This is a genomic window from Actinospica acidithermotolerans (assembly GCF_018139625.1).
Classification (GTDB): domain Bacteria; phylum Actinomycetota; class Actinomycetes; order Streptomycetales; family Catenulisporaceae; genus Actinospica; species Actinospica acidithermotolerans.
This window is the reverse complement of the sequence record NZ_JAGSOH010000016.1, coordinates 29,283-49,156: the sequence shown is the minus strand read 5'-3', so window position 1 is coordinate 49,156 and position 19,874 is coordinate 29,283. Positions and strand designations below refer to the sequence as shown.

Here is a 19,874-nt window from a genome sequence, read left to right as displayed (position 1 = left end):
TCATGTCGCAATTGACAGTCGAGGACGTCTGGCCGCTGTCCCCCCTGCAGGAGGGACTGCTCTTCCACGCCGCGTACGACCAGGGCGCGCCCCGGGACGTGTACGTCGGGCAGCGGATCCTGAACCTGGACGGCGTGCTGCGGCCCGAAGTCCTCCAGGCGTCCTGGCAGGCGCTGCTGGAGCGGCACGCGAGCCTGCGGGCCGGATTCCGCACCCGCGGCTCCGGCGACACCGTGCAGGTGATCGCGAAGGGCGTGCAGATCCCGTGGACGCACGCCGACCTGACCGAGCTGTCCGACGAGGACGCCGAGGCGGAGGCGGAGCGGCTGACCGCGATCGACGCGCGCCGCTTCGACCTCGGCGTCCCGCCGCTGCTGCGCGTGCTGCTGCTGCGGATCGGCCCGGGACGCCACCGGATGGTCGTGACGATGCACCACATCCTGATGGACGGCTGGTCGCTGCCGATCCTGTTCAACGAGCTCTGGGCGGTGTACGGCAACGCGGGCGACGCGTCGGTGCTGCCGACCGTGCCGCAGTACCGTGATTATCTGGAGTGGCTGGTCCGCCGGGACAAGGACGCGGCGCGCGAGGCGTGGCGGTCGATGCTCGAGGGCACCGAGGACGCGACGCTGGTCGGTCCGGACGACCGCGGCGGCCCGCCGGTCATGCTGCAGCACGTGATCGACCAGGTCGGCGACGAACTCGCGGACCGGCTGCGGGAGGTCGCGCGCACCGCCGGCGTGACGCTGAACCGGGTCTTCCAGGTCGCCTGGGCGGTGCTGGTCGGCAAGCTGTCCGGGCGCAGCGACGTGGTGTTCGGCGCCACGGTCTCCGGCCGTCCGGCAGAGGTGCCGCAGGCGGACCGGATGGTCGGGCTGTTCATCAACACGGTCCCGGTGCGCGTGCCCCTGGACCCGGCCACGCCGTTCCGCAAGTCGCTGGTCGCGTTGCAGGACCAGCAGTCCGCGCTGCTCGACCACCAGCAATTGAGCCTGTCCGAGATCCAGCGCGCGGGCGGCCCGGGCGCGACCTTCGACACGCTGATGGTGTTCCAGAACTACCCGCGCGGCCCGAAGACCGCGCCCGCCGTCGGCATGGCGGCCCCGGGCAAGGAGGCCGAGGCGCCCGAGCCCGGCGGCCCGGCGCCCGCGCCGGAGGGGCTCGGCGGCGCGGCCCTGCGCGGCGGACCGCTGCGGGGCGGACCGCTGCACATGGGCCCGCCGCCCGCGGATGGTCAGGGCGGCCAACTGCTCCAGGGTCCGCCTCCCGGAGGCAGCAAGGGCGGGCCGCTGCATCTCGGTCCGCCGCCCGCGGGTGCCGCGGGGGGCGAGCAGGCGCCGCCGCCCGGACCGGTGCCGCCGGGGCCGGGAGCGATCCGGATCTCGTCGGGTGGCGGCGAGGAGGCGGCGCACTATCCGCTGACGCTCGTGATCACGCCGATCGACGACATCGAGATCCGCCTGGACTACCGCCCGGACGTGTTCGACGAGAAGACCGCGCGGGCCATCGTCGACCGGGTGCTCCTGCTGCTGCGTCAGGTCGCGGACGACCCGGAGGTGCTGCTCGGCCGGCTCGACGTGCTGACCGGGGACGAGCGTCACCAGCTGGTCGAGGCATGGAACGCGACCGCGAGGCCGCTACCGGACGCCACCTTGGCGGAACTCTTCGAGGAGCAGGCCCGCCGCTCTCCCGAGACGGTGGCGGTCGTCGCCGGGGAGACCGAGCTGACGTACGCCGAACTGGACTCGGCGGCCAACCGGCTGGCCCGCCGCCTGGTCGGCCTCGGCGCGGGGCCCGAGACGCTCGTCGGCATCGTCGCGAACCGCTCGCCCGAGCTGATCACGGCGCTGCTGGCGGTGGTCAAGGCGGGTGCGGCGTACGTGCCGATGGACGGCAAGCACCCGGCCGAGCGTCTCAGCGCCCTGGCGGCCGAGGCCGGCGTCTCGATCGTGCTGGTGGACGAGCCGAACGCGGAACGCGTCGTCTTCCCGGACATCGAGGTGCTCACGCTCGAGGCGATCGTCCCCGGCGAGATCGAGACCGGGAGCCCGCTCGGCGTGCGTGTCTCCCCGGACAGCCTGATGTACGTCATCTACACCTCCGGCTCGACCGGCGCGCCGAAGGGGGTCGCGGTCACCTACGGCGGCGTGATCGCGTTCTGCCTCGACTCCTCCTGGTCGTCCGAGGTCATGGAACGCGTCCTGGTGCAGGCCAACCACGCGTTCGACGCGTCGACGTACGAGATCTGGGCGACGCTGCTGCATGGCGGCCGCCTCGTCCTCGCACCCGCCGGAGAGGTCGACAGCGTCGAGCGCGGCCGGCTCATCGCGGCCCAGAACGTGACGAACGTGCACGCCACCGCCGGACTCTTCCGGGTGCTCGCGGAGCAGTCCCCGCACATCTTCGCCGGCGTGCGCGAAGTGTCCACCGGCGGCGACGTGGTCTCGGCGAACGCCGTCAGGACCCTGCTTCAGGCGCATCCCGGTATCACGGTCCGCACGACGTACGGTCCGACCGAGGCCACCGCGTTCGCCACGCAGCTGCCGTTCACCGACGCCGGCTCCGTGCCGGACCTGGTGCCGATCGGGCGGCCGATGGACAACACGCGGGCCTTCGTGCTCGACGCGTTCCTGCAGCCGGTGCCCGTCGGGATGACCGGCGAGCTCTACCTCGCCGGCGCCGGGCTCGCCCGCGGCTACGTCGGCCGGCCCTCGCTGACCGCGGAACGCTTCGTGGCCTGCCCGTTCCCCGTCGCGGGCGAGCCGGCCGGCGCGCGGATGTACCGCACCGGAGACCTCGCCCGGTGGACCGAGGACGGCACGCTGCTCTTCCTCGGCCGCGCCGACAAGCAGCTCAAGATCCGCGGCTTCCGGATCGAGCCGGCCGAGATCGAGGCCGTGCTCGCCGCGCACCCGGACGTGAAGCAGGCGGTCGTGGTCGCGCTCGAGGACGGCCAGGCGGGCCATCGGCGGCTGGCCGGGTACGTGGTCCCCGAGGACGCGGACGCGGTGCTCGACCCGGAGGCGCTCAAGGAGTTCGTGGCGGCCAAGCTGCCCGACTACATGGTTCCGGCGGCGATCACGGTGCTCGAAGTGCTGCCGGTCACGGTGAACGGCAAGCTCGACCGGGCGAAGCTGCCCGCGCCCGTCTTCTCCGGCAAGGCCGCGGGCCGCGCGGCCGCGACGGACGTCGAGGAGTTGCTCTGCCGGCTGTTCGCCGAGGTGCTGAACCTCGAGCGGGTGGGCGCCGAGGACTCGTTCTTCGCGCTCGGCGGCGACTCGATCATGTCGATGCTGGTCGCGGGCCGGGCGCGCAAGGCCGGTCTGGCGATCACGCCGCGGCAGGTGTTCGAGCTGCGGACCCCGGCCGAGCTGGCCCGGGTGGCCGAGCCGATCGACGAGGCCAGCGCGGCGGGCGCGGAGGACATCCCGTTCGGCCCGGTCCCGCTCACGCCGGTGATGCGGGAGCTCGCCGAGCGCGCAGGCTCCGCGGCGCGCTCGGGCAGCCAGGCGATGCTGCTCACGTCGCCCGCGAACCTGACGCTCGATCAGCTCACCGTCGTGATCCAAACCATGCTCGACCGGCACGACGTGCTGCGGGCCCGGCTCGACGCGGACGGCGAGCAGCTGATGGTCCCCGAGGCGGGCGCCTCCTCGGCGGCGACGGCGGCGAGGCTCGTGCGCGTCGTGGACGCCGCCGGTCTCGACGAGGAAGCGCTCGCGGAGCTCATCGACGAGCAGGCGGCCGCGGCGGAGGCGGCGCTGTCGCCGCAGGACGGCGTGATGCTGCAGGCGGCGCTGCTGGACCGGGGCCCCGGCGAGAGCGGCTACCTCCTGCTGACCGCTCATCACCTGGTGATCGACGGCGTGTCCTGGCGGGTGCTGATGCCCGACCTGGCCCTCGCGCACGCCGCGCTGCTCGCGGGCGGCGCGGACGCGGCCCAGGCGGCCGTCACCTCGGCGCCGACCTCGTTCCGCCGCTGGGCGAGCGGTCTGGCCGACCTGGCCAGGGCGCAGTCGACAGTCGACGAGCTGCAGACGTGGATTCGGATGCTGGACGGCGCCGACCTCCCGCTCGCGGACCGGCCGCTCGACCCGGAGACCGACACCGTGGGCAACGGCTTCTCCCGCGCGGAGATGCTGATCCCGGCGGACACCGCGGGCACGCTGCTGGCAGACGTTCCCGCCGCGTTCCACGCCGGGGTGGACGACGTGCTGATGGCGGGTCTGGCCTCGGCTCTCGACGAGTGGCTGCGGGCGCGCGGCCGCCGCGTCGAGGGCGGATTCCTGGTCGACCGCGAAGGGCACGGCCGGGTGCCGCTGACCGAGGACATGGACCTCACGCGGACGCTCGGCTGGTTCACCACCGTGCACCCGGTCCGGCTGGCGGTCGGCGCGATCGACCCCGCCGAGGTCCGGGCCGGCGGCGAGGACGCGGCGCGGCTGATCAAGCGGGTCAAGGAGCAGCTGCGGCAGACGCCGGGAGACGGCCTGGGCTACGGCCTGCTGCGGTACCTGAACCCTGCGACGCAGCCGGTGCTCGCGGACCTGCCGGCGCCGCAGATCGGCTTCAACTACCTGGGCCGCTTCGGTGGGCCGCAGGGCCCCGACGTCGACGGCGAGGCGCCCGAGACGCGGGAGCAGCGCCCGTGGGCCCCGGCCGGCGAGCACGCGATGCGCGGCGGCGTGGACCCGCTGATGCCGCTGCGGCACGTGCTGGAGATCAACGGCTCGGCGCGGGACCTGCCCGGAGGTCCCGAGCTGCGCTTCGTCCTCGAGTCGCCGACTGCGCTGCTGACGGAGGCCGAGCTCGCCGAACTGGCCGCCTGCTGGGAGGCCGCGCTGCGCGGTCTCGTCCGGCACGCGGCCGACGGCGGCGGAGGCGGCCACACCCCGTCGGACTTCTCGCTGATCGCGCTCGATCAGGACGACATCGAGGAGTTCGAATCCGCTTTCGGCGGCACCGCCGGCTGATGGCCGTTGCCCCGCGCGGCCCCCGATCCGTCACCGGGTCGGGGGCCGCGCGGCGTGCGGAAGCGGACCTCGACGACGAGGCCGCCGCCCGGACGGGACGCGAGCATGCACTTCGCCCCGTGCGCGGCGGCGATCGCGCGGACGATGGAGAGCCCGAGGCCGCTTCCGCTGCCGCTCCCCCGGCCTGGCGCGAGGCGCTGGAAGGGGTGCGTCAGGCGGTGCAGTTCCGTAGCGGGCACGAGCTGGCCGGTGTTCTCGACCCGCACGTGCGACGAGCCGTCGGCCTGCCAGGTGCGCACCGTCACGTGGCCGCCCGGGACGTTGTGCCGGATCGCGTTGTCCACGAGGTTGGCGACGAGCCGTTCCGCGAGCCGCGGGTCGCCGCGGCCGGGCGCGGGCGCGAGATCCGCGTGCACGGTGACGCTCGCGACGCGTGCCGCGCTCTCCGTGGTGGCGACATACTTCGCGGCTGCCTCGGCCAGGTCGAACGGCTCGTCCGCCTCGACTTCGCGCTGGCTGCGGGCGAGCGTGAGCAGCGCCTCGATGAGCTTCTCCAACTGCTGCCCGGAGGCCAGAACGCGCTCTCCCGCCGCACGCAGCGTCTCGACCGTCGCATTCCGGTCGCGCAGCGCGACCTCCATCACCGTACGCTCCCGCGTCAGCGGCGTACGCAGCTCATGCGAGGCGTTCGCGACGAACAGCCGCTCCGCCTCGAACGCCGCCTCGAGCCGGTCCAGCAGGCCGTTGAAGGTCTCCGACAGCTCGGCCAGCTCGTCGCGCGGGCCGGAGACCAGCAGCCGCTCGTTGAGCCGGTGCGCCGTGATGTCGCGGACCGAGCCGGTGATCACCCGCAGGGGACGCAGCACGCGACCGGCCACTATCCAGCCGAGCAGCGCCGAGACCACGGCCATCACCGGCAGCGCGACCATCGAGTTCACCAGCAGCTCGTGCATCTCCTGCGCGTGCGCGGCCTGCGCCAGGCTGCTCTGCAGCGGCTGCGGCGGCTCGGTGTGCACCGCGCCGCCGGACCCGAGCGGCACCGGGTTCAGGTGCGTGACCGATACGAGCGGCCCGGACGAGCTGTCGACCAGCGTGTAGATGATCGCGACCAGCACCGCGCCGGAGAACAGGAAGAACGCCGCGTACAGCAGGGTCAGCCGGAGCCGGATGGTGTTGCGGGGAGTTCTCAGGGGCATGCGCATACGTGAGCTTAGATCCGATATCCGGCCTGGGGAACGGTCTCGATGAGCGACGGTTCGCCGAGCTTGCGTCGCAGCCTACTGATGGTGACCTTGACGGCGGTGGAGAACGGGTCGGCCATCTCGTCCCAGACCCGTTCCAGCAGTTCCTCGGCCGAGACGACCCGGCCGTCCGCGGCCAGCAGCAGCTCCAGCACGCCGAACTCCTTCGGCCCGAGGTCCAGCGCACGGCCGGCGCGGGCCGCCGTGCGCCGACCCGGATCGAGCTCGAGGTCGGCGTTCCGGAGCACCGGCGGGATCGCCGGCTGCGCCCGGCGGGCCAGGGCCCTGATCCGGGCGACCAGCTCGGCGAACGCGAAGGGCTTCGGCAGGTAGTCGTCGGCGCCGAGGGCGAGCCCGTCCACCCGGTCCTCGATGTCGGCCGCCGCGGTGAGCATCAAGATCCTGCTCCGGCAGCCCGCGGCGACCAGCTTCGCGCACACCGCGTCGCCGTGCAGCGCCGGCAGATCCCGGTCCAGCACGATCACGTCGTAGTCGTTGTCGAGAGCGTTCTCCAGGCCGCGCTCGCCGTCCAGCGCGGTGTCCGCGGCGAACGTCTCCTGCCGCAGGCCCTGCGCGATCGCGTCGGCGAGCTCCGCGTCGTCCTCGACGACCAGGACCCTCATAGCGCCAGGCTACCCGTCACGGTCCGGTTCCGGGGTCCTGAATCGCCGTGGCCACCAGGCTCGACGAGCTCTGCCCGCTCACCTGTGCGGTGACCTGGTCGCCCACCTTGATGCCGCTCACGCTCGAGATGTCGCCGGAGACCTGGGTCGAGCTGTTGATCGCCGCCGTGACGCTGGGCCCGTTGCCGGCCAGCGTGATCGAGGTGCTGCTGATCGCGGCGACCTTGCCGTTGAGCATGTACATCAGGCCGCCGCCGTTGCCGCTGAGCGGAGGCAGCGCAGCGAGCGTGCCGCCGCCGCTGCCGCCGCCGGCGTAGGTCTGGGTCGGAGCCGGATTGCCGTTCGTCGGGTCCGAGGCGGCCGACGCGGACGAGGGGCTGTTCGCGAAGACCAGCACGATCAACAGTCCGATCGCCGCGGCCACCGCGACCACCGCGACCGCCATCAGCGGCGCGTTGCTCTTCGGCGGTTGGTATCCTCCGTAGCCCGCAGTTCTCTTGTTCGCCATGGTCGACACCTTGCCCGCGGCGCGGTTGCACGGCGGTTGCAGCGGCCGGAGGCGGTGACACGGCCGGGTACGGCAGCGCCGCGTAACCGCCGCGCAACCGCCGTCCCCGTACATCTCTTGGCATGTTCTTCGTCACCTATCTACGGCGCGAGTTGCGGCGCCGCATGCGGCAGTCGGTCTTCATCATGCTCGGGCTCGCGCTCGGCGTCGGCCTCGTGGTCACGGTGATGGCCGTCTCCTCGGGGATGCAGCAGGCGCAGGGGAACGTGCTGCAGGGCCTGTACGGCATCGGCACCGACCTGACCGTCACCAAATCCCCGCCGCCGTTCAAGGCCGATGACAACAACGGCTTCCGGATCACCATGACCCCGAGCGGCGCCGAGGTGTGCGACAACGGCAAGTGCAGCTCCGGCGCGCAGACCATCGACAATCTCAATGGCCTGAGCTACGGCCCGCTGCCGTACTCGACGATCGCCGAGGTCGCCAAGCTGGGCAAGGTCCAGGCCGTCGGCGGCGGCCTCGTGCTCACCGATCAGCAGATGGTCGTACCGGCCTCGGTCGCGACCGGCGGCGCGCTGCCGACCTCGACCTCGTTCTACGTGGACGGCGTCGACTTCACGCATTCGACGCTCGGCCCGTACACCGACGGCAAGGTGACTTCCGGACGCAGCTTCGCGGCAGGCGACGCGTCGGCGAACGTGGCCGTCGTCGACTCGAACTACGCCTCGGCGCACAGCCTCAAGCTCGGCGCGACGGTGACCGTGGCCAAGACTCCGTTCACGGTGATCGGCCAGGTCACGCAGCCGCAGGGCAGCCAGCCGCCGGACGTGTACATCCCGCTGGCCCGGGCCCAGGCGCTGGCCACCAGCCAGGGCAAGAAGCTGACCGGCGAGGTGAACTCCATCTACGTGACGGCGGTGAGCGCGGCCGACATCCCGACCGTGCAGGCGGAGATCGGCAGGCTGCTGCCCTCGGCGACCGTGACCAGCCCGTCCAGCCTCGCGAACGAGGTCACCGGCTCGCTGGCCAACACCGCCCGGCTCACCAGCAGCCTCGGCCGCTGGCTCGCGGTACTCGTGCTGCTCACGGCGTTCGCGGTGGCGAGCCTGCTGACCATCGCGGCCGTCACCCGGCGGGTGCGCGAGTTCGGCACCCTCAAGGCGCTCGGCTGGCGCAGCCGGCGGGTCATCGCACAGGTGATGGGCGAATCGGCCGTCATCGGGATCGTCGGCGGACTGCTCGGGGTCGGTGTCGGCTTCGCGGGTTCGGCCGTCATCAAGGCCGTCGCGCCGAAGCTCTCCGCGACCGTGGTCACCGCCACCGGCCAGCACCTGACGTCGGCCACCCCGAGCGGTTCCACGTCGTACGACCCGACGATCACCCGCACCGTGCCGATCACCATGTCCGCGCCCGTGACGCTCGACGCCATCCTGCTCGCCGTCGTGCTCGCGGTGATCGGCGCCCTGCTCGCCGGCTCTATCGGCAGCTGGCGGATCGCCCAACTGCGCCCCGCCGACGCGCTGGCCAGGGTCGCCTAAGCCTCTACGAAACCAAGGAGCGCGCGATGTACGAGCTCACCCAGGTAACCCGCAACTACCAGAAAGGCCGCCGCACGGTCAGCGCCGTCCGCGACCTCTCCCTCACCGTCGACGACGGCGAATGGCTCGCCGTACAGGGCCGCACCGGCCACGGCAAGTCCACCCTCCTGCACCTGCTCGGCGGCCTCGACCGGCCGAGCTCCGGCAGCATCGACTTCGACGGCCGCGACCTGTCCGGACTGAAGGAGACCCAGCTGACCCGGGTGCGCTGCGAATCCTTCGGCTACGTCTTCCAGACCTTCAACCTGGTCCCGACCCTCTCCGCAGCCGAGAACGTGGAGGCGGCGCTCGTCCCGATGGGCATCCGCGGCCCCGAACGCCGCCGCCGCGTCGGAGCCGCACTCGAGTCCGTTGGCCTGGCAGACCGGATGCGCCACGTCCCCACGGAGCTGTCCGGCGGCCAGCAGCAACGCGTCGCCATCGCCCGAGCCATCGTCAAGGAACCCAAGGTCCTGCTCGCCGACGAGCCCACCGGCAACCTCGACGAGGAGACCCGCGACGACATCGTCAACCTCCTCGAGAAGCTCTGGCTCGAGCGCGGTCTGACGATGATCCTCATCACCCACGACAGCTCCGTCGCCAAACGCGCCCAGCGCGTCGGCGTGATGAAGAACGGCAACCTCTCCATCCTCCGCGACTCCCGCAGGGCCGAGCGCCGGCGCCCGGAGCAGCGGAAAGCCGTAGCCCCGGAAGGCGAACCCGAACCGGCAAGCTGACGTCGCGTCACTCCCCGCGCCAGACCGGCTTTCTTCCCTCGGCGAAGGCGCGGGGGCCCTCCTTGGCGTCCTGGCTGGCGCGGCGGACGGCCTCCCAGTGGTAGCGGGCCGAGAAGGCGTTCTCCAGCGGCATGTCGGCGGAGCGCATGACGGCTTCCTTGATCGCGCGCTGGGAGAGCGGGGCGCAGCGGAGCAGGTCCGCTGTCCAGCGGTCTACGCACGCGTCCAACTCGTCATCGGGGACGACTTCGTTGACCAGGCCGTGGGCGAGGGCTTCGCGCGCGGTCATCCTGCGGCCGGTCAGGAGGTAGCCCATGGCGGTCTTGAGCGGGATCTGGCGGGCGAGCCGAAACGCGCCGCCGGCGCCGGGGATCAGGCCGAGGGCGGCCTCGGGGAGGGCGAAGCTGGCGCTCTGCCCGGCGACGACGAGGTCGCAGGCGAGGACGAGCTCGAAGCCGCCGCCGAGGGCGTAGCCCTGGACGCGGGCCAGGATGGGCTTGGCGAAGGAGAAGCGCTCGGTCAGGCGCGGCCAGCCGGGAAGCCCGCGCGAACCGAAACTCGTGGCCTCGGCTCCGTCGCGGTCAAGACGGGCGCGCTCCTTCAAATCCTGGCCGACCGAGAACGCTCTCTCGCCCGCCCCGGTCAGCACGACCAGCCGGACGGCGTCGTCCCGCTCGATCTCGTCCCACACGTCGGCGAGCTCGGCGTGCATCCGCAGGTCCATCGCGTTCAGCACGGCGGGACGGTTCAGCGTCACTCTCGCGACGTGGCCCTCCCGCTCGTACAGCACGCGGCCGACTGACTCAGAGGCCTCATCCATGGACCCAGACTAGGCGAGCGTGCCGGGGACAGGTCAGGCTTCGTAGTTCACTCCCCCGCGGGCGCTGATTTACTACGACGGTTGAGACCCGCGCGGGGTCCGCTCGGAGTGGCATTTCCAAAACGCATTGATTCCAACCTCCGCGTACCGGATTAGCCGGCGAACTCGCGGCGTCGCCCAAAGCGCACCCCTGCTACGCTCAGCCCATTCCCGCGGACGCTCGAGACCCACACATGTGAGGCAACGTTGGCTGTAGATGACCTGCCGGGGCCTGTGGTCACCTTCCTGAACGTCATCGGCGTGAAGTGGCCATATATCAATGAGGACTCGGTCATGCAGTTCGCGGGTCTCGTGCGCGAGTTCGGTACAGCGGTACAGACGACCCACGAGGACGCGACGGCGGCAATCCGGGGAATCGCCCAGGGATATCAGAGCGCTTCGACCGCGCAGATGAGCTCGGGATGGGCGGAGCTGTCCGCCCGGCACGTGACGGAACTCGTCGACGCAAGCCACGTCCTCGCCGACGCGCTCGAGGCCGCGGCCGCGTACATCGTCGCCCAGAAGGTCGCGGCGATCGTTGAGCTCGTCGCCATGGCTGCCGCCTTCGTGGCGGACCAGGCCGCGGCTGTCGCCACACTCGGGATCGCCGAGGCCGCCGTCCCGGCGATCATGGCGGCCGGCCGTGCCCTGATGGAGTCGCTGGTCCAGGATCTCGAGCAGTACATCATCGGCCAGGTCGTCGAGGCGGCGGCCAAGCCGTTGTTCGAGAAGGTCTCCGCGGCGCTGTCCGGGCTCGACTGGTCGCAGACCTCGCCGTCCGGTGCGCAGTCCTCGACTCTGATGCTCGACCCGCAGGTCGTCCGCCAGCACACCGCGGCGCTGCGCGAGCATGCCCAGACCTTCCGCCTGCACGCGACCAACTTCCAGCAGGGAGTAAGGGAGCTGAGCTTCTGATGTCGGGCGAGGAATCGGCGATATTCAAGGGACTCGCCGGCGACGCGGACAAGGCGCTCGGCGACGCGGGCGGCGCGCTCGGCAGGTTCACCGAGAAGACCGCGCAGACCGCGGACGAGACCACCGACAGGCTCCTGTCCACCGAGTCGGGCAACACCGCGGCCTTCGAGGAGATCAAGCCGCAGAGCGCCCCCGCTCCGGTGAAGGGGGAGAACCCGGCGCTGCAGAGCAAGATCTCGAACATCCTGGAACCGAAGGCCGAGGGAGCGGGCACCGGCGCGTGGGAGGGCGAGAACGGGCTGTATCTGACCTCTGAGGAAAACGCCGCTGCCGACCGATTCCTGGGGCGGGCGAAGGACGCGGAGTCCAACATCACCCCGGTGGTCATGGATGTGAAGAACAGCGTGCCCGGAGCAGAGGCCGTGGGCTACCCCGACTTCGTGCTCAAGAGCCCGGAGTCGTTCAAGCGCAAGCTGGCCACGACCCTGTCCGAGGGTCCGACCCGTGATCTCGACTCGGCCTTGGCGGACATGAAGGACTCGGTGCGCTACACGCTGAAGCTACCCGAGAGCGGCTACACCGACGGCGTCAATCAGACGATCTCGAAGTTCCAGGACGCCGGGTTCGAGAACGTGAAGTTCAAGAACACGTGGGGTTCGGACGCCTACAAGGGAATCAACAGCTTCTGGCGCGACCCCCAGACCGGCCACGTATTCGAGATGCAGTTCCACACCCAGGACAGCTTCGACGCGAAGATGGACACCCACGAGCTCTACGAGCAGGCCCGCCTGCCCGGCGTGTCCCCCGAGCAGGTGCAGGCCCTTCAAGACCAGCAGAATCAGATCTTCGGCGCCATCCCCCGACCGCCGGGCGCAACCGGGATCAAGCTCCCCGAGACGAGAAAGTAGACTCCACCCATGCAAGCGAGCGACGAACCCACCGTGCGGTACTTCGCCTTGATCAAGGACGGTGGAACGCCCGAGGAAGCGACCGGCCTGGTCCGCAGGGTGCCCACCACCCCACGGCCGACCGACGAGGCGATCGGCAACGACCTCGAGTGGCACCCGACCGACTACCTTGAGCGCTACTTCACGCTCGGCAGCATGGACCGCGAAAACGTGGAGATCAGCCCCGAGCTCGCTGAGGAGTTGCTCGCCCGCTGGCGCGCCGCGCGCGGGCACTGATACGTGCCGCGTGCGATTGCCCAGGTTGCGATCGCTCAGGTCGCCCCCGTCATCGTGTCGCGCATCACGGGACTCTTAGCCCTACCGCGGGTGCCTACTGGCAGCCATAGTCGCAGCAAAGAGCGGTTCGCGTGACATGGAGCGAACAGAGGGACCTGAGGCACGGGTGATCACCATGATTTCGGCGACTTGGACGACGGCGGGGGTCTACAGCGGGCACACCGGTGTTCACACGATCGAGGGCGGCGTACTCAAGGGAGAGTTGACCGTTCGCACTGTCTTCGCCGACCGGCAGGCGGTCATCACCGTCCAGTACACCGGTGCGGCCCGGTGGTACACACTCGTGGGCAGCCCTGTTCCGTGCGCATCCCGGGAGCAAAGCCGCGACCTGCATCAGGCTGTGGTCGACGCCGTGCGCACCAGCGGCGCATTCAGCGTGGCGACCGCCGCCTGAGCACGACGCGGTCCGCCGCTCGACAGCGGGGCGTAGCAGGTCGGTCACCTCCGAGTGCTGTGCACGGGCACGTACACTGGTGGACGCGAGCGCCACAGGGCCTCGTGCCGCACACGCTTGATCCGATCCCGTGACTGCCGAAACTTCGTTGGCAACGCAGTCGGCACCGCGCACGCCCACCGGTGTTCCTGGGCGCAGGCGCGGCCTTCCACACGTTCGGAGTACTCTATGGCGGCCGGCCGCCCCGCAAGATCGTCCTCATCCAAGCCCGCAAGCACGTCCCCGGCAAGCGCCGCGCCTGCCGCCACGTTCGCCGAGCTGGGTGTCCCCCAGGCGCTGACCGACCTGCTCGCGGCGGACGGCATCACCGCGCCGTTCCCGATCCAGGCGGCCACCCTGCCGGACTCGCTGGCCGGGCGCGACGTGCTCGGACGCGGCCGCACCGGCTCCGGCAAGACCCTCGGCTTCCTGCTGCCGGTGCTCACCCGGCTCGCCGCGGACCCGCGCAAGCGCCGGCCGAACCGGCCGCGCGCGCTGGTGCTCGCCCCGACCCGCGAGCTCGCCACCCAGATCCACACCGCCGCCGAGCCGCTCGCCAAGGCGCTCGGCCTGCGCACCACCGCGATCTTCGGCGGGGTCGGCGCACGGCCGCAGATCTCCGCGCTGCGTTCCGGCCTCGACCTGGTCATCGCGTGCCCGGGCCGGCTGCTCGACCACGCCGACGCCGGCCACGCGCAGCTCGACGGCATCGAGATCACGGTGCTCGACGAGGCCGACCACATGGCCGACCTCGGATTCCTGCCGATGGTCAAGCGGATCCTCGACGCCACGCCCCAGGGCACCCAGCGCCTGCTGTTCTCGGCGACGCTGGACAACGGCATCGACCACCTCGTGCGCCGCTACCTGCGCGATCCGGTGACGCACTCGGTGAACTCCGCGCACGCCGAGGTCCCGACGATGACCCACCACGTGCTGCACATCGAGGCGGAGCACCGCGTGCCGGTCCTGGTCGAGCTCACCTCGTCCCCCGGCCGCACGATCGTGTTCACCCGCACCAAGCACGGCGCGCGCAAGCTCGCCAAGCAGCTGCTCGCGGCCCGCGTCCCCGCGGTCGACCTGCACGGGAACCTCACCCAGGGCGCCCGCACCCGCAACCTCGCGGCCTTCGCCTCCGGGCAGGCCACGACGCTGGTCGCCACCGACATCGCCGCGCGCGGCATCCACGTGGACGAGGTCGCCCTCGTCGTGCACGCGGACCCGCCGGTCGAGCACAAGGCCTACCTGCACCGCTCCGGGCGCACCGCGCGGGCCGGGAACTCCGGCACCGTGGTGACGCTGATGACCGACGCCCAGGTCGCCGAGGTGCGCGAGCTGGCCCGCAAGGCCAAGATCTCCGCGACGACGACGCGGCTGGCCCCCGGCGACCCGCTGATCGCGACGCTGGCCCCCGGCGACCGCGTGCCGGCCGAGCCGGGCCGGATCGCCGAGCTGACCGGCCAGCCGGCCGGGAAGCCGCTGGACGGCTCCTCCTCGGGCGACGCGGCAGGCACCGCGGGCACGGCCGGTACCGCGGGCGGGTCCAAGCCGCGCCGGAACCGGCCGCGCCGACCGTCGGGCGCGAAGGCGGCCGGTACCGCCAACGGCACCGGGAGTACGAAGGCGGGCTCCGGGAAGACCGGGAAGCCCGGGAAGAGCGCAGCCCTGGCGAACACGGGCACGGCGGAGGCTCAGGGCGGCTCCCGCGGCGGGCGCGACGGGTCGAGGCGCGGTGCTCCGGCGGCGCAGGGCGAGGCCGCCTCCCGCGGGCAGCGCGCGAAGCAGTCGGCGGGCGCGAGGCAGCCGGCGGGCGCGGCGTCCGCCGAGCCGAAGGCGGCGCCGGCCCGGAGCGGGGGCGCGGCCAGGGCGTCCCAGAACTTCCGGGGGCGCGGCCGCTGAGCCGTCGCCCGCAGCTGAGGAAGACGTAGGGCCGCCGGAGATCCTCCGGCGGCCCTACGGGGTTGTGCTCAGGCTCAGTTAGGCGTGATGTTCGAAGCCTGCGGGCCCTTCGGACCCTGGGTGACCTCGAAGGTCACGCTCTGACCCTCGTGCAGTTCGCGGTAGCCCTGGGTGGCGATCGCGGAGTAGTGGGCGAACACGTCCGGACCGCCCCCGTCCTGCTCGATGAACCCGAAGCCCTTCTCCGCGTTGAACCACTTCACAGTGCCGGTTGCCATACTCGTAACTCTCCTTCATGGAACGATCGCCCCGAACCTGAGTACTGCAGGCCCGCGCTGCGACACCCCGTTCCATTTCAGCGTCCAGGCTACCCGACCCGTCGGCGAACCGCGCTTCGAACCGCCGAGAGACCCGTTCGGCGCGCCGCTACACGGCCTCGTCCACGGCCTCGTCGGTCGCCCGCCTGGCCGTCTCCGGCCGGCCGCGGCCGGTGAGCACGATCGCGGCCAGGCCGACGGCGAAGTCGGCCAGCGGGACCAGCGGCGCGCGGCCCCCGGGCGCGAAACCGCTGATCGCGAGGCGGGCGAGGCCGAGGGACGCGGCGAGGATGCCGACCCCCAGCAGACCGGGCGACCAGGTTCCCGAGTGGCCGACCCCGGCCGGCAGGCGGAGCATGGGGCGTTCGAGCCAGGTGACGAGCGCCAGCAGCGGAATGAAGAGCGCCGTCAGGAGTACGAACCAGATGATCCGCCACTCCCACCACTGGGCCGTGCCGATCGCGGGCTGCGGGAAGACCCCGGTGGCGTAGAACGCGGCCGCGACGATGAGGACGGGCACGAAGTGCCACAGGTAGACGTTCATGACCAGGCTGTTGAGCCGGCGCACGACGTTCCAGCGCGCCGGCCGGGCCAGCCAGGCGTTCACCCACGGCTCGGCGGTGATCACGAGCCCGGCCTGCGCCGCCGCGAAGGCGAGGAGCGCGATCGAGGGCGGGTTGGTGTTGCCGGACCCGACCATGTCGACGTTGAACGTCCGCGTCGCGACGAGGACGATCAGCGTGGCGCCGCCGACCCCGATCATGGCGTTCAGGTGCCACCGCTTCGCCGTCAGCCTGCCGTCGCGCCAGGCGAAGCCCCACTGGTGGATCGAGCCCCACACCAGCAGGTAGTCGGCGTAGCCGAGGAGGTGGATGTGCATGCCCACAGCGCCGATGTCGACCAGGGTGACGCCGAGGGCCATGACCAGCGGCACGGCGAATCCCCAGCGGACGTGCGCGGCGTACATCGCCGGGGTGAGTGCGATCAGCAGTATGTAGACGGGCAGGAACCACAGGTGCAGGGCGCCGAGCCAGGCGGCCTCGGCCAGTTCCGGCTCGGGGACGCCCGCGAGCCGGGCGACGCCGGTCGCGGCGAGCGCGAACACGATGTACGCGGCCGTCGGCCACAGCAGCCGGACGGCCCTGTCCCGCACCCACCACGTCCAGTGCTCGCCGCGCGCGCAGTGGCCGGCCCAGGACAGGCTGTTGACGTAGCCGCCGACGAGGAAGAAGATCGGCATCACCTGGAAGAGCCAGGTGACCCAGCGGCCCCAACTCACGTACTCCACGGCGTCCAGCCCGGACAGCCGGCCGTCCCGATAGGTGACCGAGACCAGCAGCCAGTGGCCGTAGACCACGCCGCCGATGGCCACGACGCGGAGCAGGTCGGCATAGCGGTTCCGGGTCACGACGCACCATTTTCGGCCGGCGGGTTCTCAAGGACTGAGATGTCACGGTACCCGGAATCGTCGGCCGCGATCGCGACCGACAGACGCGGATCGCCATCCGCGTCGCGCGCGACCGGTTTGCGGCCGCCGCAGCCGGTCACCTGCCCGAGAGGGACCGAATACGCGTTCATACGACGTCGAGGAGCCGAGGCATGACGGCGACCAGCACGACGGAAACCGAGTGGAAGTACGAAGCGCCGTCCGGCAGGACGGTGCCGGACCTGACCGAGCTGCCCCGGGTCGCCGAGCAGTCGGACTCCGGCACGCAGACGCTCTCCGCGGTCTACTACGACACCGACGACCTGGTGCTCATCCGCGCCGGGATCACGCTGCGCCGCCGCTCGGGCGGCCACGACGCGGGCTGGCATCTCAAGCTGCCCGACCGCCCCGGCACCAGGACCGAGATACAGGCGCCGCTGCGCGAGGAGCTGCCGGACGAGCTCTCCGCGCTGCTCACCGCCCGGCTGCGCGGCCGCCGCGTGCACGCGGTCGCGCAGATCACGACCCGCCGCCAGCGCCACGTGCTGCTCGACGGTTCGGGCACCTCGCTGGCCGAGGTCGTCGCCGACGACGTGGTCGCCGAGGCGCTCGGCGATTCGCGTCCGGCCGAGCGCTGGGGCGAGGTGGAGGTCGAGCTGACCGGCGGCGGCATGGAGCTTCTCGAGGCCGCCGACGCACGCCTGCACGAGCGCGGGCTGGAGCGCAGCGCATGGCCCTCCAAGCTCGAGCGCGCTCTCGCCGGGCGGCTCGCGGCCGGGTGCGACGAGCCGGAGGACGAGGACGGCGATCCCGATCCGACGGCGGCCGATGTCGTGTGCGCGTACGTGCGGATCCAGCGGGACGAGCTGCTCGCCCAGGATCCGCGGGTGCGGATGGACGAGCCGGAAGCCGTGCACGACATGCGCGTCGCCGCCCGACGGCTGCGCAGCGCGCTTCAGGCGTTCCCCCGCGTGCTGCGGCTCGAGGAGACGAGCGGCGTGATCGAGGAGCTGCGGTGGCTCGGCCGCAGGCTCGGGCGGTCACGTGACCACGAGGTCGTCGCCGAACGGCTCGAAGCGGCGCTCGACCGACTCCCGGGCGAACTGGTGATCGGCCCGGTCGAGCGGCGCATCGAGGCGTACGCGACGCCGGGGCCGGACGCCGATCAGGCTGCGTCGACCCGGATCCTCGACTCGCACCGGTATCTCGCCCTGCTCGACGCCCTCGACCGGCTCATCGACTTCCCGCCGCTGGCTGACCACGCCGATCAACACGCGGCGAAGGCCCTGCCGAAGGCCGTCAAGCGCGCCTTCAAGCGGGTCGGGCGGCGGGCGGAGGCCGCGTACGCCGCCGAGCCCGGCCAGGAGCAGGACGTCGCGCTGCACGCGACCCGCAAGGCGGCCAAGCGCGCCCGGTACGCGGCCGAGACCGCTCAGCTCGCCGAGGATGGGAAGGCGGTCCGCAAGACGATCAGCGACCTCAAGGACCTGCAGACGGCCCTCGGGGATCACCAGGACACCGTGCTGACCAGGCCGGCCGCGCTGAGGTTGGGGATCGCCGCGCACGCCGCCGGGGAGAACGCGTTCACCTACGGCCTGCTGCACGCGCACGAGTCCGCGAGCTCGGCCGCGTCGCTGGACGAGGCGAAGAAGGTGTGGAGCAAGGCGACCCGCGCGAAGCGGACGCAGTGGATGCGCTGAACGGGCGCACTGACTGTCACCGAGCGTTACCTGAGAAAAAACACCTGAGGTATAGCTCATGAGTTAATCCTGCGCTATGGTCTTCGCATGAGGTCAACCACGGCGGACGGAAGCTGGACCCTGCTGACCGGGCACGGCCACGTGCTCGTCGCGATCGCCCGGAATCCCGAGGCCAGGGTGCGGGACATCGGCGACGACGCCGGGCTGACCGAGCGCACCACGGCGGCGATCATCGCGGATCTGGAGGCGGCCGGCTACCTCAGCCGGGAGCGGGTGGGGCGGCGCACCCGCTACCAGCTCCACCTGGACGTCCCCTTCCGGCATCAGGGCCAGGAAGGGCACCTCGTCGGGCCGTTCCTGGAACTGCTCGCCGGACAGCCGACCGCGGCGGGCGGGCGCACGCAGGACTCGCCGGACAGCTGAAGGGCCGACGCACTCATGGCGCAGAGATCACAGCACTCGACTCAGAGCAGCACGCTTGAAGCAAAGGGAGCCATGATGGCTGTAGTGACCCCCCTTGAGGTCCAGGTGGACCGGGACAGGCCGCAGGCGGCCGTGGTCACCGTCCGCGGGGAGATCGACCTGACCTCCGCCCCCCGGCTGCGCGAGGCGCTGATTCCGGCGGTCGAGCAGGGCACGACCGTGCTCGAGCTGTCCGGGGTGGACTTCTGCGACTCCTCCGGCCTGCGGGTCCTGGTCGAAGCCGGGCATACGGCGCGGGACGGCGCGACGAGCCTTCGGCTGGCCGCTGTCTCGCCGGCCGTCATGCAGGTGCTCGAACTGGTCAGCGCGGTCGAGTTCTTCGCGATGTTCCCGGATGTCGAGACGGCGCTCAAGGACTGACGCCGCGTCCGCCGGCCGCGTCTTCAGTGCTTCGCCCGGCGCAGCCTGCTGCGGTGCCAGGACTTCCCGCGGTTGCGCCCGAGGCGCTGGATGATCGGAAGCGCGGCGAACACGGTGCCTCCGGCGGCGACGATCCCGACGCCGATGTCCACCGAGACGCGGCCCTCCTTGGCCCAGTAGACGTCCTTGAGGTCGAGCAGCAGCGCGAACTCGTCCACGATCAGCGCGAGCCCGGTGCCGTAGCTGAGCGCGACGGCGGGATGGTGCCGGGACTCGTCCGTACCGTGCACGGCGACCGCGCCCACCCCGCCGAGCATGGCGATCCCCCACAGGTAGTGGTGCAGGTGGGTGCTGCCGGCCGAGACGTTGTGGAACGGGCCCTTCCCGCTGCGGATGCTGTAGGTGATCCCGCGCACCGCGGCGAACGTCGCGGCGAAGCCGCTCCAGGACATCAGCGCGGAGCGTTCGGCGGGGCCGAGGTCCTCGCGGTAGGCGGTGTGGACCTCCTCGAACAAGCCGGGCCTGCGGTGTCCGTTCTCCTTAGGCGCGTCCATTTCCTCACAGTGCCCGGTGACATGCTGC

At 71.7% G+C, this 19,874-nt stretch carries 19 protein-coding genes; 11 read left to right on the top strand and 8 right to left on the bottom strand.

The window, feature by feature from the left end; genetic code table 11:
• The first annotated feature begins 2 nt into the window (after nucleotides 1–2).
• Complete coding sequence (locus KDK95_RS08665; RefSeq protein ID WP_212517524.1) at nucleotides 3–4,973, top strand: non-ribosomal peptide synthetase; 4,971 nt, start codon at nucleotides 3–5, stop codon at nucleotides 4,971–4,973.
• Here KDK95_RS08665 and KDK95_RS08660 read toward each other — a convergent pair.
• From KDK95_RS08660 to KDK95_RS08650, 3 genes are read right to left on the bottom strand one after another with little or no spacing between them, the layout of a single operon-like run.
• Nucleotides 4,922–6,169, bottom strand: coding sequence for a sensor histidine kinase (locus tag KDK95_RS08660; protein WP_212517523.1), 1,248 nt, complete (start codon nucleotides 6,167–6,169; stop codon nucleotides 4,922–4,924). The genes KDK95_RS08665 and KDK95_RS08660 overlap by 52 nt on opposite strands.
• 14 nt (nucleotides 6,170–6,183) lie before the next feature.
• Nucleotides 6,184–6,837 carry a response regulator transcription factor gene (locus KDK95_RS08655; protein ID WP_212517522.1) on the bottom strand — a complete coding sequence of 218 codons (654 nt, stop codon included), beginning with the start codon at nucleotides 6,835–6,837 and terminating at the stop codon, nucleotides 6,184–6,186.
• A 16-nt stretch (nucleotides 6,838–6,853) separates the two neighbouring features.
• Nucleotides 6,854–7,345, bottom strand: a complete 492-nt coding sequence (locus KDK95_RS08650; RefSeq protein ID WP_212517521.1) for a DUF5666 domain-containing protein — start codon at nucleotides 7,343–7,345, stop codon at nucleotides 6,854–6,856.
• 122 nt (nucleotides 7,346–7,467) lie between these two features.
• On the opposite strand from KDK95_RS08650, the gene KDK95_RS08645 reads away from it, so the two are divergent.
• Together KDK95_RS08645 and KDK95_RS08640 are read left to right on the top strand one after the other, a co-directional pair.
• Nucleotides 7,468–8,883, top strand: a complete 1,416-nt coding sequence (locus KDK95_RS08645; RefSeq protein ID WP_212517520.1) for an ABC transporter permease — start codon at nucleotides 7,468–7,470, stop codon at nucleotides 8,881–8,883.
• Nucleotides 8,884–8,909: 26 nt separating this feature from the next.
• Nucleotides 8,910–9,659, top strand: a complete 750-nt coding sequence (locus tag KDK95_RS08640; RefSeq protein WP_212517519.1) for an ABC transporter ATP-binding protein — start codon at nucleotides 8,910–8,912, stop codon at nucleotides 9,657–9,659.
• A gap of 7 nt (nucleotides 9,660–9,666) precedes the next feature.
• Here the strand turns inward: KDK95_RS08640 and dpgD are convergent, their stop codons facing one another.
• Complete coding sequence (dpgD, locus tag KDK95_RS08635) at nucleotides 9,667–10,479, bottom strand: enoyl-CoA-hydratase DpgD (protein WP_212517518.1); 813 nt, start codon at nucleotides 10,477–10,479, stop codon at nucleotides 9,667–9,669.
• Nucleotides 10,480–10,725: 246 nt separating this feature from the next.
• Here dpgD and KDK95_RS08630 point away from each other — a divergent pair, with 246 nt between their 5' ends.
• The 5 genes from KDK95_RS08630 (at nucleotide 10,726) to KDK95_RS08610 (ending at nucleotide 15,006) form a co-directional block, all read left to right on the top strand.
• Nucleotides 10,726–11,433: a WXG100-like domain-containing protein gene (locus KDK95_RS08630; RefSeq protein ID WP_212517517.1), complete on the top strand. Its 708-nt coding sequence runs from the start codon at nucleotides 10,726–10,728 to the stop codon at nucleotides 11,431–11,433.
• Nucleotides 11,433–12,341 (top strand): hypothetical protein, encoded by a 909-nt coding sequence (locus tag KDK95_RS08625; protein WP_212517516.1) that lies wholly within the window; start codon nucleotides 11,433–11,435, stop codon nucleotides 12,339–12,341. The genes KDK95_RS08630 and KDK95_RS08625 overlap by 1 nt, the downstream gene beginning before the upstream one ends.
• 9 nt (nucleotides 12,342–12,350) lie before the next feature.
• Complete coding sequence (locus KDK95_RS08620; RefSeq protein WP_212517515.1) at nucleotides 12,351–12,617, top strand: hypothetical protein; 267 nt, start codon at nucleotides 12,351–12,353, stop codon at nucleotides 12,615–12,617.
• Between the two features lie 175 nt (nucleotides 12,618–12,792).
• Complete coding sequence (locus tag KDK95_RS08615; protein ID WP_212517514.1) at nucleotides 12,793–13,071, top strand: hypothetical protein; 279 nt, start codon at nucleotides 12,793–12,795, stop codon at nucleotides 13,069–13,071.
• A gap of 228 nt (nucleotides 13,072–13,299) precedes the next feature.
• A complete protein-coding gene (locus tag KDK95_RS08610; protein ID WP_212517513.1) occupies nucleotides 13,300–15,006 on the top strand; it encodes a DEAD/DEAH box helicase in 1,707 nt (568 codons plus the stop codon).
• A gap of 74 nt (nucleotides 15,007–15,080) precedes the next feature.
• Here KDK95_RS08610 and KDK95_RS08605 read toward each other — a convergent pair whose 3' ends face one another.
• From KDK95_RS08605 to KDK95_RS08595, 3 genes are all read right to left on the bottom strand, one after another.
• Entirely contained in the window at nucleotides 15,081–15,284 is a 204-nt protein-coding gene (locus tag KDK95_RS08605; protein ID WP_212517512.1) for a cold-shock protein, read from the bottom strand.
• Between the two features lie 148 nt (nucleotides 15,285–15,432).
• A complete protein-coding gene (locus KDK95_RS08600; protein WP_212517511.1) occupies nucleotides 15,433–16,731 on the bottom strand; it encodes an acyltransferase family protein in 1,299 nt (432 codons plus the stop codon).
• Nucleotides 16,728–16,901, bottom strand: a complete 174-nt coding sequence (locus KDK95_RS08595) for a hypothetical protein (RefSeq protein WP_212517510.1) — start codon at nucleotides 16,899–16,901, stop codon at nucleotides 16,728–16,730. The genes KDK95_RS08600 and KDK95_RS08595 overlap by 4 nt, the downstream gene beginning before the upstream one ends.
• A gap of 21 nt (nucleotides 16,902–16,922) precedes the next feature.
• On the opposite strand from KDK95_RS08595, the gene KDK95_RS08590 reads away from it, so the two are divergent.
• The 3 genes from KDK95_RS08590 (at nucleotide 16,923) to KDK95_RS08580 (ending at nucleotide 19,292) form a co-directional block, all read left to right on the top strand.
• Nucleotides 16,923–18,449: a CYTH and CHAD domain-containing protein gene (locus tag KDK95_RS08590; RefSeq protein WP_212517509.1), complete on the top strand. Its 1,527-nt coding sequence runs from the start codon at nucleotides 16,923–16,925 to the stop codon at nucleotides 18,447–18,449.
• An 87-nt stretch (nucleotides 18,450–18,536) separates the two neighbouring features.
• On the top strand, nucleotides 18,537–18,872 hold the full coding sequence (locus KDK95_RS08585) for a helix-turn-helix transcriptional regulator (protein ID WP_212517508.1): 336 nt from the start codon (nucleotides 18,537–18,539) through the stop codon (nucleotides 18,870–18,872).
• An 84-nt stretch (nucleotides 18,873–18,956) separates the two neighbouring features.
• Nucleotides 18,957–19,292, top strand: a complete 336-nt coding sequence (locus KDK95_RS08580) for an STAS domain-containing protein (protein WP_212517507.1) — start codon at nucleotides 18,957–18,959, stop codon at nucleotides 19,290–19,292.
• Nucleotides 19,293–19,315: 23 nt separating this feature from the next.
• Here the strand turns inward: KDK95_RS08580 and KDK95_RS08575 are convergent, their stop codons facing one another.
• Entirely contained in the window at nucleotides 19,316–19,846 is a 531-nt protein-coding gene (locus tag KDK95_RS08575; RefSeq protein ID WP_212517506.1) for a hypothetical protein, read from the bottom strand.
• Nucleotides 19,847–19,874 lie beyond the last annotated feature (28 nt).

What these genes read in the sequence shown, in the direction of transcription:
- KDK95_RS08665 (WP_212517524.1), top strand. Translation starts at nt 3, where the DNA reads ATGTCGCAATTGACAGTCGAGGACGTCTGGCCGCTGTCCCCCCTGCAG.
- KDK95_RS08660 (WP_212517523.1), bottom strand. Translation starts at nt 6,169, where the DNA reads ATGCCCCTGAGAACTCCCCGCAACACCATCCGGCTCCGGCTGACCCTG.
- KDK95_RS08655 (WP_212517522.1), bottom strand. Translation starts at nt 6,837, where the DNA reads ATGAGGGTCCTGGTCGTCGAGGACGACGCGGAGCTCGCCGACGCGATC.
- KDK95_RS08650 (WP_212517521.1), bottom strand. Translation starts at nt 7,345, where the DNA reads ATGGCGAACAAGAGAACTGCGGGCTACGGAGGATACCAACCGCCGAAG.
- KDK95_RS08645 (WP_212517520.1), top strand. Translation starts at nt 7,468, where the DNA reads ATGTTCTTCGTCACCTATCTACGGCGCGAGTTGCGGCGCCGCATGCGG.
- KDK95_RS08640 (WP_212517519.1), top strand. Translation starts at nt 8,910, where the DNA reads ATGTACGAGCTCACCCAGGTAACCCGCAACTACCAGAAAGGCCGCCGC.
- dpgD (WP_212517518.1), bottom strand. Translation starts at nt 10,479, where the DNA reads ATGGATGAGGCCTCTGAGTCAGTCGGCCGCGTGCTGTACGAGCGGGAG.
- KDK95_RS08625 (WP_212517516.1), top strand. Translation starts at nt 11,433, where the DNA reads ATGTCGGGCGAGGAATCGGCGATATTCAAGGGACTCGCCGGCGACGCG.
- KDK95_RS08620 (WP_212517515.1), top strand. Translation starts at nt 12,351, where the DNA reads ATGCAAGCGAGCGACGAACCCACCGTGCGGTACTTCGCCTTGATCAAG.
- KDK95_RS08615 (WP_212517514.1), top strand. Translation starts at nt 12,793, where the DNA reads ATGATTTCGGCGACTTGGACGACGGCGGGGGTCTACAGCGGGCACACC.
- KDK95_RS08610 (WP_212517513.1), top strand. Translation starts at nt 13,300, where the DNA reads ATGGCGGCCGGCCGCCCCGCAAGATCGTCCTCATCCAAGCCCGCAAGC.
- KDK95_RS08605 (WP_212517512.1), bottom strand. Translation starts at nt 15,284, where the DNA reads ATGGCAACCGGCACTGTGAAGTGGTTCAACGCGGAGAAGGGCTTCGGG.
- KDK95_RS08595 (WP_212517510.1), bottom strand. Translation starts at nt 16,901, where the DNA reads ATGAACGCGTATTCGGTCCCTCTCGGGCAGGTGACCGGCTGCGGCGGC.
- KDK95_RS08590 (WP_212517509.1), top strand. Translation starts at nt 16,923, where the DNA reads ATGACGGCGACCAGCACGACGGAAACCGAGTGGAAGTACGAAGCGCCG.
- KDK95_RS08585 (WP_212517508.1), top strand. Translation starts at nt 18,537, where the DNA reads ATGAGGTCAACCACGGCGGACGGAAGCTGGACCCTGCTGACCGGGCAC.
- KDK95_RS08575 (WP_212517506.1), bottom strand. Translation starts at nt 19,846, where the DNA reads ATGGACGCGCCTAAGGAGAACGGACACCGCAGGCCCGGCTTGTTCGAG.